This window comes from Methylobacter sp. (genome assembly GCF_004322395.1).
Taxonomy (GTDB): Bacteria; Pseudomonadota; Gammaproteobacteria; order Methylococcales; family Methylomonadaceae; genus Methylobacter_A.
In genome coordinates this window covers 17,086-31,036 of sequence record NZ_SCTW01000045.1, presented here as the reverse complement: position 1 = coordinate 31,036, position 13,951 = coordinate 17,086, and the positions used below count along the sequence as shown (strand labels likewise).

The 13,951-nt window shown below is 46.7% G+C and carries 10 protein-coding genes; 7 read left to right on the top strand and 3 right to left on the bottom strand.

The genetic code is table 11. The features are described 5' to 3' along the window. Positions 1–261 precede the first annotated feature (261 nt). Positions 262–2,022, top strand: a complete 1,761-nt coding sequence (argS, locus tag EPO18_RS06545) for an arginine--tRNA ligase (RefSeq protein WP_292432237.1) — start codon at positions 262–264, stop codon at positions 2,020–2,022. A 1-nt stretch (position 2,023) separates the two neighbouring features. Beyond that, entirely contained in the window at positions 2,024–2,617 is a 594-nt protein-coding gene (locus tag EPO18_RS06540; RefSeq protein ID WP_292432235.1) for an SPOR domain-containing protein, read from the top strand. A gap of 108 nt (positions 2,618–2,725) precedes the next feature. On the opposite strand, the gene EPO18_RS06535 is transcribed toward EPO18_RS06540, so the two are convergent. Both EPO18_RS06535 and EPO18_RS06530 read right to left on the bottom strand, forming a co-directional pair. After that, positions 2,726–3,697, bottom strand: a complete 972-nt coding sequence (locus tag EPO18_RS06535) for a 2-hydroxyacid dehydrogenase (protein ID WP_292432232.1) — start codon at positions 3,695–3,697, stop codon at positions 2,726–2,728. 164 nt (positions 3,698–3,861) lie between these two features. Beyond that, entirely contained in the window at positions 3,862–5,028 is a 1,167-nt protein-coding gene (locus tag EPO18_RS06530; RefSeq protein ID WP_292432229.1) for an aminotransferase class V-fold PLP-dependent enzyme, read from the bottom strand. 407 nt (positions 5,029–5,435) lie between these two features. On the opposite strand from EPO18_RS06530, the gene EPO18_RS06525 reads away from it, so the two are divergent. The 5 genes from EPO18_RS06525 (at position 5,436) to EPO18_RS06505 (ending at position 11,470) form a co-directional block, all read left to right on the top strand. Then, entirely contained in the window at positions 5,436–6,386 is a 951-nt protein-coding gene (locus EPO18_RS06525) for an HpcH/HpaI aldolase/citrate lyase family protein (protein WP_292432276.1), read from the top strand. 58 nt (positions 6,387–6,444) lie between these two features. Next, positions 6,445–7,623, top strand: coding sequence for a malate--CoA ligase subunit beta (locus tag EPO18_RS06520; protein ID WP_292432225.1), 1,179 nt, complete (start codon positions 6,445–6,447; stop codon positions 7,621–7,623). A 2-nt stretch (positions 7,624–7,625) separates the two neighbouring features. After that, positions 7,626–8,513: a succinate--CoA ligase subunit alpha gene (gene sucD, locus EPO18_RS06515; protein ID WP_292432222.1), complete on the top strand. Its 888-nt coding sequence runs from the start codon at positions 7,626–7,628 to the stop codon at positions 8,511–8,513. Positions 8,514–8,579: 66 nt separating this feature from the next. Beyond that, on the top strand, positions 8,580–9,941 hold the full coding sequence (gene trkA, locus EPO18_RS06510) for a Trk system potassium transporter TrkA (RefSeq protein ID WP_292432219.1): 1,362 nt from the start codon (positions 8,580–8,582) through the stop codon (positions 9,939–9,941). Positions 9,942–10,012: 71 nt separating this feature from the next. Further along, positions 10,013–11,470 (top strand): TrkH family potassium uptake protein, encoded by a 1,458-nt coding sequence (locus EPO18_RS06505; RefSeq protein WP_292432217.1) that lies wholly within the window; start codon positions 10,013–10,015, stop codon positions 11,468–11,470. Between the two features lie 382 nt (positions 11,471–11,852). On the opposite strand, the gene EPO18_RS06500 is transcribed toward EPO18_RS06505, so the two are convergent. Then, positions 11,853–13,757, bottom strand: coding sequence for a DCC1-like thiol-disulfide oxidoreductase family protein (locus EPO18_RS06500; protein WP_292432213.1), 1,905 nt, complete (start codon positions 13,755–13,757; stop codon positions 11,853–11,855). Positions 13,758–13,951 lie beyond the last annotated feature (194 nt).

The following is a 13,951-nucleotide window of genomic DNA, read 5'->3' as shown; positions in this document are numbered from 1 at the left end:
TTGTGTAACCCGCATGGATGTGGGAAATACAGGAGCAATATCTGGTCGGTCCGCTCCTTGCCGACGGTGCGCCTTTTTGGTGCATTATCTTCTTCACATCGCTCACGATCTATTTCGTTAACGAGCAGCGCAGGCAAAAGGCCGCGTTGACCTCCTGGTGCTGCCCCATGAATGGGCATTGATATTGTTTGAATGGATAATCGAATGATTTTAATGGATAATGCACGCCTATTTACTTGATCTAACCTACGCAGTGAAGCAATGAAAAAAAAGATAGAGGAACTTATCCTGCAAGCCGTTGAAACGCTCAAATCAGACGGCGTTCTCACTCAGGAAATTACCCCGAACATTAGTATCGATCGAACCCGTGACCCTCAACACGGCGATTTTGCTTCGAATCTGGCATTAATACTGGCAAAACCGACAAAGATAAACCCGCGCCAACTGGCTGAAAAACTGATTACGGCTCTGCCTAAAGACCCATCAATTATTAAAGTTGAGCTGGCAGGACCGGGCTTCATCAATTTTTTTATCGGTCTCGACTCCCAATACCAGATTATCAGGCAAATTCACGACCAAGGTCGGGAATTTGGCTTAAGTAATGTCGGCGCGGGTAAAAAAGTCCAGGTCGAGTTTGTTTCCGCCAACCCTACCGGCCCGTTGCATGTCGGTCATGGGCGCGGAGCCGCCTACGGCTCTGTAGTCGCCGACTTATTACAGGCAGTCGGCTTTGATGTGCATCGCGAGTATTATGTCAATGATGCCGGACGGCAGATGGATATACTCGCGACCAGTATCTGGCTGAGATACTTGGAAGATTGTGGAGAAGTTGTGCATTTTCCCAGTAATGGTTATCGGGGCGAATATGTGCGCGAAATTGCCGGCGACATCTATAGAAATGCCAATAATGAATACCGCAGACCGGTAGAATTGGTGTTTGAAGACATACCGCCCGATGAACCGGCGGGCGGCGACAAGGAAGAACATATCGATGCGCTGATAGCCCGCGCTAAAACCTTGCTGGGTGCGCCGTTATATGAGGACTTCTTTCAAATAGGCCTGAACAGCATTTTGGAAGACATCAAGCTGGACTTGAGCGAGTTTGGCGTTGACTATCAGGAATGGTTTTCAGAACGCCAGTTGATGGATGACGGTTCAGTGGAAAAAGCCCTGGAGCGCTTACGTGCCGGCGGTCACCTTTATGAAAAGGATGGCGCGACCTGGTTTGCCTGCGCCGATTTAGGCGACGAGAAAGACCGAGTGGTAGTACGCGATAATGGTCAGTCCACCTATTTTGCATCCGATATTGCCTACCACATGAACAAGCTGGATCGTGGTTTTGACCGGATCATTAACATTTGGGGTGCCGATCATCACGGCTATATTCCTCGGGTCAGAGCGGCTATTCAGGCCTTGGGTGCTGACGAGTCCAAGCTAAAAGTATTGCTGGTGCAGTTTGCCTCGCTGTATCGCGGCGAAGAAAAAGTGCAAATGTCGACTCGTTCCGGCGAATTTGTCACCTTACGGCAATTGCGCAATGAAGTCGGTAAAGATGCAGCACGCTTCTTTTATGTGATGCGCAGATCGGAACAACATATGGATTTCGACCTAAAACTGGCGACCTCCAGATCCAACGAGAATCCGGTATTTTATGTGCAATATGCCTACGCGAGGGTATGCAGCGTATTGCGGCAATTGGATGAAAAAAACTTGGAACGCGATTTGCTGATGGGCATGGCAAACCTGACGCTATTGACCGAAGAGCACGAGGCTAATTTGCTGGGAACGCTGGCGCGCTATCCTGAAACGCTGGAACGTGCCGCATTGCAATACGAGCCGCATCAGCTAATTCAATATCTGCGTGAATTGGCAACCGAGTTTCATACTTATTACAACGCACATCAATTTCTTGTTGAAGATGCAAAAACCCGTAATGCAAGACTCAATCTGATTTGTGGTGTGAAACAGGTATTGGCGAACGGCTTAGGCTTGCTGAATATCAACACTCCTGAAGCAATGTAACATGGCTAAAGACTACAAACACAGAACGCAGAATAAGAATACCTCGTCATACAGGCAAAACTCGAAAAGTGTTGGTTTGTGGCGATGGATGCTGATTACAGCATTGATTATCTCGTTCGTCGTGTTTTTAGTTTATTTGGCTAGTTCCGGATCTAAACAAGTAACTCCTCAGCAGGTTGTACCGGTTAAACCGGAAGCGGCAAAAGTTGAAGAGCCGGTGCAGGAGAAAAAGCCCGAACCGGGGCCGGTGCTGCCGCAATTCGATTTTTATACCATTCTGCCTGAAAAAGAAGTTATCGTGCCGGATTACGAAATTAACACGCGCACTCGGGAAGAAAGAGTTGGGCAGGCAAAAACCGCCAGTTATATTTTGCAGGCCGGATCGTTCAAAGACTTCAAAGATGCCGACAGCTTAAGAGCCAAGCTGGCCTTAATGGGGATTGAATCCAAAGTTGAGAAAGCAAAAGTCGGTTCTGTAGTCTGGAATCGAGTTAAAATGGGGCCTTACACTCAGATGACCAGCGTCAGCACCATTCGGGGTCGATTAAGGGAAAACGGAATTGATGTGATTGTTATGGAAGTGAGTAATCAATAAAAATTAATTCATCATGTGCTAATCCACTCGACGAAATTGACTATAAAAAGTTATGTTAGGTCTGGATGCAGGCATGGGGACCCGCGCTATAAATTCTTTGGTTCGGTTTTAAATAATCCGATCAGGGAGAGGAGCTCCGGCAAAAAATGCGGATAGGTTGGCTAAAACTTTTTCACCCATTGCGGTACGTGTCCCTAATGTGGCGCTTCCCAAATGCGGCAGCAGCGATACATTATCCAACGTCAGGAAGCCTTCGTGTACATTAGGCTCTCCTTCATAAACATCAAGACCTGCCCCGGCAATTCTTTTGTTCTTAAGCGCGTCAATTAACGCGACGCTATCAACAACATCGCCCCGGGCGGTGTTGATTAAATGCGCGGACGGCTTCATCAGGTTAATCATTTCAGCATTGATTAAATGCCGGGTTGCATCGCCGCCGGGGCAGTGCAGCGAAACATAATCGGCTATTTTCAGCAGTTCTTCTATAGATTCGCAACGGGTGGCGTTAAGGTCGTCGACGACGTATTCTTCGGCAGGGCTGGGCTTGAAATAGACGATTTTCATGCCAAAGCCGTGATGGGCTTTTCTTGCCATGGCTTGTGCGATACGGCCGAAGCCGATCAGGCCCAAGGTTGCACCGGTTACGTCACTGCTCAGCATCTGTGTTGGGCACCAGCCTTTCCATTGTTTGCTGCGAACCAAGCGGTCGCCTTCTGCGCCGCGGCGTGCGGACATTAACAGCAAGGTCATCGCAATATCGGCGGTGCTGTGCGTCAACACGCCGGGTGTGTTGGTCACAACTAAACCCTGCGCTTTGGCGGCACTAATATCGATATGGTTGTAGCCTACACCGAAATTACCGAGGATTTTGCAGCGTTTGTTTTCGACATTGATAACATCGGCGGGGAATGAGTCGCAAACGGTAGGACAAACGGCGTCGTAATTTTGCAGTGCAGATTTGAATTCGTCTGCGCTTAACGGCCGGTCATCTTTGTTTAAAGTGACGTCGTAAAGAGTTTGGAGTTTTGCTTCGACTGAGGCGGGCCATTTGCGGGTAACAAAAACTTTGGGTTTGTTCATGGGGTATCCTCATAAGGGCAATGCCGCTAAGTAAAGGATTCAGCATTTATTGAATTTGTAATGGAACGCTGATGACGCTGATAATTATGATTAAATAAGATTTTTCTTGAATTATCTGCGTTCATCATATTCATCTGCGTCATCCGCGTTCTATTTGTTATCGTTTAATTTGCAGTTGAACGATAGTATTCAATCGCCGCAGCAACGCCGGAACCCGGTTTGATGTCAAAGCCATTGTCCAACATCGCCATTTCAACGCCCGCGATACAGCCCAACATAGAAACGTCGTTCATATCGCCGACATGACCGATACGGAAAGCTTTACCGGCCAGTTCGGATAAGCCGGCGCCTAAAGAGATGTCGTATCGGCTAAAAGCGGTGCTGATCACGTCTCTGGCGTCTTTGTCGGCAGGGACAACAATCGCAGTTACGGTGTTTGACTCGAAACCGGGTTGGGCGCAGATGGTTAATCCCCACGCAGCAACAGCTTTACGAACGCCTTCGGCCAAACGGTGATGACGAGCATAAACATTCTCCAGGCCTTCATCCAACAATAAGTCTAACGCTTTACGTAAGCCGTATAAAATAGGCAGCGCCGGAGTATAAGGTGTGTAGCCGTCTTTGTTGGAATTCATCTGGTCTTTTAAGTCCAGGAAGCAACGCGGGTAGGTTGACGTTTCAACGGCTTTTAAGGCTTTTTGGCTGAATGCCAAAAATGCGCCGCCGGCAGGCATCATAAAACCTTTTTGCGAGCCGCTGATTGCGCCGTCAATGCCCCATTCGTCCATACGGAAATCAAGGCTGGCAATAGAGCTGACGCCGTCTACGAATAATAATGCCGGATGGTTTGCTGCATTCATGGCTTTACGAACACCGCCAATATCGCTGGTAACGCCGGTAGCGGTTTCATTGTGTGTTGCTAAAACGGCCTTGATTTCGTGGTTGGTGTCTTCTTTTAAGCGGGCTTCCAATTTATCCAGTGGAATGCCTCTGCCCCAGACTTCCTGATGAATTTCAACATCGAAGCCCAGGCGTTTAGCCATTTCGGCCCATAAATGGCTGAATTGGCCAAAGCGATAGATTAAAACTTTGTCGCCCGGATTCAAGGTGTTGGTCAATGCGACTTCCCAGCCTGCGGTACCGGTCGCAGGAAAAATAAAGGCTTGCCCGTCTTCTGTTCTAAAGATTTTTTTCAGATCTTGTAAAAGAGGTGTCAGTAGCTTAGGGAACACAGGAGAACGATGGTCCTCCATGTTGACATGCATAGCGTTCAGGACTTCATTTGGCACATTGGTAGGGCCTGGGATATATAGGTGGTTACGACCAGCCATTGCATTGCCTCTTTAAAAATAGTAGTTGAGTGATTAACGCGGCTTGAATATTGAAAAAGCCAATGTCCAAAAACCAATAATAATGACATAGCCGCTGAAAATCGGCAAGGTCGGATTGAGGTTTAAACCGAAAAACACGCGGTGCCTACAGGGATGTAGGTAAGGGGCGTGAGCACGACTGCATGGATGCAGGAGGTAGAGCAACGCAGGGAGCAGTTGCCGAGGAGCGGAAGCTTTAAAAATTGACTTTGAAGTCTCTCGAAGTAAAATGTGCGGTTAATTTTAAGTTCGGCTTAAGCTATGTGGTCTTGGTTTACCTAGCATTTCTGGTACGGGTAACGGCAGCCGAAAAACATCGGGTTACGCTACCCGACCGGATTTACAACAATGAAATTAGGAAAGTAAAAATGAGCCACACCTTATATTCAGCATCAGTTCAACGTGTTCAACGCTGTGAATTAGCTGTTCCGGGCTCCAGCCCTGAAATGTTCGAAAAAGCGATGAGAAGTGGCGCTGATTTTATTTTTCTGGATCTTGAGGATGCTGTAGCTCCCGATGACAAGTTACAAGCCAGAAAGAACATTATTGAGGCGATTAACGACTTGGACTGGAAAGGGCATGGCGTAACCGTTTCAGTTCGTATCAACGGCCTGGATACCCAGTACATGGTGCGCGACGTGGTGGATCTGGTCGAACAATGCGGCGCAAAGATCGACACGATTTTGATTCCTAAAGTCGGTGTTTATGCCGATGTTTATATGGTCGAAGCGATGCTTAACCAGCTGGAAATGCAGCAGGGGCTGAAAAACAAAATCGGTATTGAGGCTTTGATTGAAACTGCATTGGGTATGGCTAATGTTGAAGACATTGCCCGCAATGGCGCATCGGGCCGTCTTGAGGCCTTGCATTTCGGTGTAGCCGATTACGCAGCAAGTAACCGTGCCAGAACTACGAATATCGGCGGTTTAAATCCCGATTATCCCGGCGACCAATGGCATTTTGCGATCAGCCGGATGACGGTTGCGTGCCGCGCCTACGGCTTGCGTCCTATCGATGGGCCTTTTGGCGATATTAAAGATCCCGAAGGTTATAAATTAGCCGCAAGACGGGCGGCGGCTTTGGGCTGTGAAGGTAAATGGGCGATACATCCGTCGCAAGTCGAATTAGCCAATGAAATATTCACCCCGCCCGCGTCTGAAGTTGAAAAAGCAAAACGCATATTGGCAGCTTTGAAAGAAGCGGCAGCGCAAGGTAAAGGCGCTGCGGCATTAGATGGCCGTTTAATTGATGCTGCATCGGAAAAAATGGCGAATAATGTAGTCAGGGCTGCCGAAGCTATAGCAGCAAAAAATCAATAGTCTTGTAGGTTGGGTTAGCTTAGCGTACCCCGACTTACGCAACATATAAGGAGAAGCTGTGGATATTCATGAGTATCAGGCGAAAGAAATTTTAAGCGGTTATGGCGTTAAAATCGCCGAAGGCGGTATGGCCTACAGCCCGGAAGAAGCGGTGCAACGCGCTAGAGATATTGGCGGACATATTTGGGCGGTAAAAGCGCAAATTCATTCCGGTGCGCGTGGTAAAGCGGGCGGCATTAAAATCTGCAAAACACACGATGAAGTTGAAGCGGCGGCAGGAGCTTTATTAGGCAAAAGACTGATTACTCATCAAACCGGCCCTGCAGGTAAAGTATGTGGCAGATTGTATGTTGAAGCCGGAACCGATATTGCCAAGGAAATGTATTTCTGTTTTTTGGTTGACCGCAGCACAGAGCGCATTGTGATGGTCGGTTCAGCTCAAGGCGGCATGGAAATCGAGGAACTGGCCGAAAACAATCCCGACGCTATTACCAAAATTTACATTGAACCCGCAGTGGGTCTGCAAGACTATCAAGCGCGTGAAATGGCTTTTGCATTGGGTCTTGATCCTGAATTGTTGAGCCACGCGGTTAAAACCATCAGAGGTTGTTATCGTGCCCTGCGCGAACTTGACGCCAGCATGCTGGAAATTAACCCGTTGGTGGTTACCCGTAGTAACGGGTTGGTTGCACTGGATGCCAAAATGGGCTTTGATGACAACGCGTTATTCCGTCAGCAAAAAATTTCCGAGTTGCGCGATAAAACCCAGGAAGATCCCCGTGAAATGGCTGCCGCCGACCGTGGCTTAAGTTATGTCGGCCTGGACGGAGACATTGGCTGTATGATTAACGGTGCGGGTTTGGCGATGGCTACCATGGACATGATTAAACTGGCTGGCGGAGAGCCTGCCAATTTTCTTGATGTTGGCGGCGGTGCATCGGCTGAACGTACCGAAAAAGCTTTTCGGCTGGTATTGGCTGATAAGAACGTAAAAGCCATGCTGGTTAATATTTTTGCTGGTATCAATCGTTGCGACTGGATTGCCGAAGGCGTTGTTGAGGCAGTCAAAAAAATCGATATGAAAATACCGCTAATTGTCAGATTGTCAGGCACTAACGTAGAAGAAGGCCGTCGTATTATCGCAGAAAGCGGCTTGCCTATTATTACCGCCGAAACCTTGGCCGAAGCGGCTGAAAAAGCGGTGCAAGCACGCAATGAAGCGGTACAGGGAGCATAAATATGGCTATTTTAATTGACGAAACAACCCGCATTATTGTTCAAGGCTTTACCGGAAAAATCGGCAGCTTCCATGCCCAAGACATGATTAACTACGGCTCTAACGTAGTCGGCGGCATCACTCCCGGCAAAGGCGGTCAAACCCATTTAGGTTTGCCGGTTTTTAATACTGTAAAAGAAGCTGTACGCGAAGTTGGAGCGGAAGCCAGTATTATTTTCGTTCCTCCTGCGTTTGCCGCCGATTCCATTATGGAAGCAGCCGATGCAGGCATTAAATATTGCGTGGCGATTACCGACGGTATTCCGACTCAGGACATGATGACGGTTAAAAACTTTCTGCGCCGTTTTCCTGTAGAGCAAAGAATGATCCTGACAGGTCCCAACTGCGCGGGCACTATCAGCCCGGGACGTGCGATGCTGGGCATTATGCCGGGACATATTTACATGCAAGGCAATGTCGGTATCGTCGGGCGTTCTGGCACTCTGGGTTATGAAGCGGCTGACCAGATGAAACGTTTGGGTATCGGCATTTCAACTTCCGTCGGCATCGGCGGCGATCCTATTAACGGCAGTTCACATCGCGATATTCTGGAAAAATTTGAAGCCGATCCGGAAACCAAAGTAGTCGTTATGATTGGTGAAATTGGAGGACCCCAAGAAGTTGAAGCGGGTATTTTTGCCAAAAAACACATGAGTAAACCGGTAGTTGCCTATATAGCCGGTTTAACTGCGCCGGAAGGTCGTCGCATGGGACATGCCGGTGCGATTATTTCGTCGGCCGGTGAAAGTGCCGCAGAAAAAGTAGCTGTATTGAAAGAATTGGGAGTTACCATCTGTCCAACACCGGCGGCCATGGGCGAAACGGTGGCAAAGGTGTTGGCCGGAATGTAAATGACACATTACGGCATGAGTTGGCAATGTTATGTTGGCGAATTTTTTAATATCCGCAGGGCGTAAATGAAAATACTTATTCTTGGTGCCGGTGTTACCGGTTCATCGGTTGCCGGGGCGCTGGCAAGCGAAGAAAACGATATTGTGGTCGTTGATTTCAGGACGGAGTTGCTGGACGCTTTGAAGGAGCGTTTCGATATTGCCACAGTCGCCGGTAATGCTGCACATCCTAAAGTGCTCGATCAGGCTGGCGCCCGGACTGCCGATATTATTATCGCGGTTACCGACAGCGACGAGACTAACATGTTGGCATGTGTGATTATTAATGCGCTGTATAGCCGGCCGAAAACGATTGCGCGGGTTCGCGCCGTCGATTACCTGAACAACGCGCAATTGTTCGGCTTGAACGGTATTCCAGTGGATATTGTGATCAGCCCAGAGCAAATCGTCATGGAAGCTATCCGTAATTTAATCGAGTTTCCCGGTGTTCAACATATTTCCGATTTTGCCGATGGACTGGTACGGCTTTTTTCGGTCAAGGTCGTGGCGGACGGTTCGTTAACGGGCAAAGAAATTAAAACCCTGAAAGAACGCTTGGTCAGCGGTAAAATTCGCGTAGTGGCTATTTTTCGGCAAGGCATTCCGTTGGTAATAAGCGGTGAAGCCGTTATCGAAACAGGTGATGAAGTTTTTTTTGTAGCCCCGCGCGAAGAAGTACGAGGGGTATTGAAAGAATTGAACAAGCTGGAGGCTCCGTTAAAGCGGATTATCATTGCTGGGGGCGGTCATGTCGGCAAACGCTTGGCGCTAGCGCTGGAAAGCGATCATCAGGTGAAAATTATTGAAAAAGATCCCAGACGCGCGCATAAGATAGCCAACGATCTTGATCATACTGTGGTGCTTCTTGGCGATTGTGCTGATGAAACATTGCTGCTTGACGAATCTATCGACAGTACCGACTTGTTTTGTGCGATTACCGAAAATGACGGTGTCAATATTGTTTCCGCGTCTTTGGCAAAAAGCTTGGGGGCGCGAAAAGCTATCTGTTTGCTCAATCATGTTTCGTACAGCAAGCTATTACCTGGAACGGGTATCGATGTCGCAGTGCTGCCCAATCAGGAAACGCTTGGCAGTATTCTAAAGCACGTACGCCGTGGCGACGTAGCACAAGTCAGTTCCCTTTGCGGTGGTACTGCCGAGGCTATCGAGGCTATTGCGCACCAAAGTAACGATTTGAATTCTGTTGTTGGACGCCGGGTGGATGCTATCAGCTTCCCTGAAGGCATTGTGATGGGTGCATTAATACGCAACAAACAGGTTATTGCCATTCATTGCGACACAGTATTTGAAGAAGGCGATCATGTAGTCATGTTTGTAATGGATAAAAAGCTGGTCGTAAACATCGAGAAAAAATTCCAGCCTCTTTAATTAAGAGCGGGCGAAAAAAAATCTTAGCCTTCGCCTTTAAGTCTTGAACCTTTCGCCTTGAATCTAATCTCATGAATGTCATTTTTACTATCATCAATATTTTCGGTTTAGTCACCATAGGATTCAGCGGCTTGATGGCTACTTGCTGGTTGACTTCCGCGATAGCTGATGATGGTGCCACTACTGCTTTTTATGATGGTACTTTGATTACCTTGTTGTTGGGTGCATTGATGTTTATTCCGACGCTACGCATCCCCAAAAAAGTATCAAGGCAGACAGGTTTTTTGATGGTGGCAATTACTTGGTCAGTAACGCCGGTATTTTGCACGATACCGCTGATGAGCTACCTGCCGGAATTGAGTTTTATCGATGCTTATTTTGAGACTGTTTCCGGCCTGACTACCACTGGAGCGACCATATTTAGCGGTATTGACCACTTGCCGATGTCGATCAACCTGTGGCGGCATGAATTGAACTGGATAGCGGGTATGGGTATCATTATATTTGCGGTCGCTATTTTGCCCATTCTGGGCATCGGCGGCATGCAGTTGTATATTGCGGAATCGCCGGGAACGGTCAAGGAATCGGATTTGCCGCCACGCATAGCGCAAACCGCGAAAGCTTTATGGTTGGTTTATGCGGGCATTACTCTGGCCTGTATTCTTGCCTTGCGCTTAGCGGGCATGGAGTGGTTCGATGCGATCTGCCATGCCTTTGCAGCGATGAGTCTAGGCGGGTTTTCTACCCATGACCTTAATGTCGGCTTTTTTAATTCGCTGTCCATTGAGATGGTGTTAACCGTCTTCCAATTGCTGGCGGCGATCAATTTTGCGACCCATTTTGTAGCGCTTAGAAAATTATCATTCAATCCTTATATCGATGACCGGGAGGCGCGAGCTTTTCTTATTCTGGTGTTAGGGAGTTGCCTAGTAACGGCTGCGGTGCTGTGGCATGCAGGCACCTATTCGGACTATTTGACCGCATTACGCCATGCAACGTTTAATCTGGTCACCATCGCTACCGATTGCGGCTTTGCTACTCAGGACTTTAACCAGTGGCCTATTTTTGTGCCGATGTGGATGCTGTTTTTAAGTTGTATTTCGGCGTCTTCCGGTTCCACCGGTGGTGGTATTCGTATGATTCGCACCATCATCCTGATGAAGCAGGCGAGGCTTGAGCTGTTCAAGTTTATTCATCCTTTTGCAGTTCGATCCATGAAAATAGGCGACACCATGGTGAACAATAAAATCATAGCTTCCGTGACCGGGTTTATTTTTCTGTATTTCATCAGCATCGTTATTTTGGTATTCATGCTACTGTTGAGCGGCATGGATTTCATAAGCGCCTTTTCGGCCATTATTGCCTGTTTTAATAACGCAGGACCCGGCCTCAATCAGGTGGGGCCTGCGACCAACTATTCCAGTCTGAGCGATATTCAAACGGGTGTTTGTATCTTTGCAATGCTGTTGGGTCGAGTGCAGATATTTTCCATTGTTATTTTATTTGTACCGGAATTCTGGAGAAAATAATCAGGTCTGAGCGAGGGTGGCGGAAGTTCTGCGTTGAGGTTTGGATGATCCGATTTCGTATGGGGTGCAAGCAAATTCGAAGTTAATATAAACAAAAAACCCAGCTTTAAGCTGGGCTTTTTGGTACTACTTAAGTGTTCTATTTACAGTTGAATAGAACTAGAAACTTTTTGTGCAGATTTATCTGGATCATCCAGGCAGCCAGATAAGCCAACAATCATTAATGCCATAGCTATAAGAGATAAAATTTTATTCATAAGAATATCCTCCAAAGGGGTTTCAATTATTTTTATTAATTTGCGCCATAAATTAAAGCACATGCATTTTATATCATGACTGGAATGATGATGCAATAATAAAAATTCAATAATCATCTGCGCAATTAAAGCTCATTGATGTTGTCGGGTAAATCAAATGAAATTCGATTATCGCGCCATTTTGCCGTTCCGATAGTAGTCCATGGAGAGGTAAAGTTAAGATGCAATTGATCGTAAACCCAATAAGAAGGCGCACTGATTTTTTTAAGTTTTATGTTGAAAACAACGTTCTCAATATTCAAACCGGTTTTCTGTGCCCAGAAAGCGGTAACTTTCATGATAAATTTATGCAAACGTTTATTGTTAATGTTTGGCGTTACGGCAATGTTGGCCCACATGGAATGAACTCTGCCCCAGTTGGGGGCAAGAAGACGCCCTTGTTCATTGACAAAAGGCAACCAATGTTCATTTCCATTTGAGTCGGTATAGGTGATCGCTAAAATATGATCGTAGCCGGCAAAATGGTCGTGTAGATAAAGGGCGTGTGGGGTAATGCCTAAAAAGGTCAGAGAGACGTTAAGAAGCGCGTTACTGGCTTCAGCAATAGGTACGCCGACGGAGCTCTTCTTAGCTGCAAAATCAAGTCTGTAAATAAGCCCGTAATGGATAGTGCTGTTCAATTGCAATAGGAATATCGCAATTAATATCTTTGAGAGTTTTCTGGAAAATGCATTCGGTTTTTTTGAGGCAACATCTTCAAAAAGTAGATGATAGAGGCTGGTGTCCGGCAGGGCTTGCGGCGCCAGGCAAGCGGATGAGCATGAGATGCGCTGGCGCATATCGGCAATAGACCGGTATTTTTTTAACGCCAATTGATGAATTCCCGGAAGGCCCAAAATAATGCCGACAGGGAATAGGTAGCGCATTTTTATAAATATCCGGCTGTAGGTGTCAATACCTGAATAAATGTGGCCCGTAGAATCCAATGCGTACAGATCGGTTAACAAAGTTTCACTATTAATGGCGGCAAGCGCAGGATAGCGTGCGGCATGTTCCTGAGCGCTTTTAAAGTCAATGCAACTGAATATATCGAAATGATTAAGGATCAGCACGGTGCGATTACACAGCGGGCACAGCTGGTCATAAAACACGGTAAGAGATGGCTGTTTTGACGTAACCAATCGGCCGATGCATCGCCACCATTTAAAAGGGATCATCAGGGTATAAAAGCAGACCATCCCTAAGCCAAAAGGATAAATGTTAAAGGACAAGGTAATGCCAAGATGAAGCCCAAGGCCGACCAATAAATAGGCTATACGTAACTGACGCTTGGCAAAAAAGAAGATAAAGGTAAATTGAAAGATTAAAATTATGTACCCGATGGTGTTTTGCAAGAGCTTATTATTCAGCAAGTACGACATATCGATGGCTGAAACATAATAAGGCTGTGTTGCGGGCAGCCAAGTGCCAAGGCCGTTACGCCAGTGTTCGGCAAATAGCTTATGAACAGCCGAGTCGAAATATAGAAAACCAAGGCAAATGGCAACGGGCAGATAGTAGGCAAGCGCTGAGACAGTTGGTTTTGGGTAATTACTGTAATGTGTAAAAGGGGTGCTGAGTTTGTATCTAAGACTGTCTATAGAAAATGCGCGGTCGCCAGGCATAAAAAGCAGAAAAAAACCGGCTCCGATCATGAATGTGTCAAAGCCCCCGTCAAAATCACGCTGCATGGAAGTGAAATTAACAAAGATGATCCAAAAAATGTAATTGCTGATAACGGCAAATTGATAGCGATAGCCAACAATCAGAAAGCCGGCAATGATTCCCCAAAGGCACAAGAAAAATGGGATCATCGGAAATTCGACATCTATATAGGGGATAGGGTCGAAAATTAAATGGTTGAAATACAGCAGGAAAATAATTTCCTGGAAGGTGATTAGGCCGTAAAAAAGCCGGAATAAACCTATGCCTGTAGCAGGGGCTTGTTTGGAATAAAGTTCTAAAATTTTAGTGGAAATAAGTCTAAGCATTTCATAATTCAAAAAATCGATAAGATGTATGAATTATATAAAAAATGTCAGTTTGATGTATTTAAATATGCAGACAAAATAAAGCCCCTAACCATTCGTGCCGAATGGATAGGGGCTCTAAAGATTGAACGAAACTGGCTGGCTACTCTTATTTTTCGTCGTCTGGATGTTCAGCGAATACCCATTTCACAAGA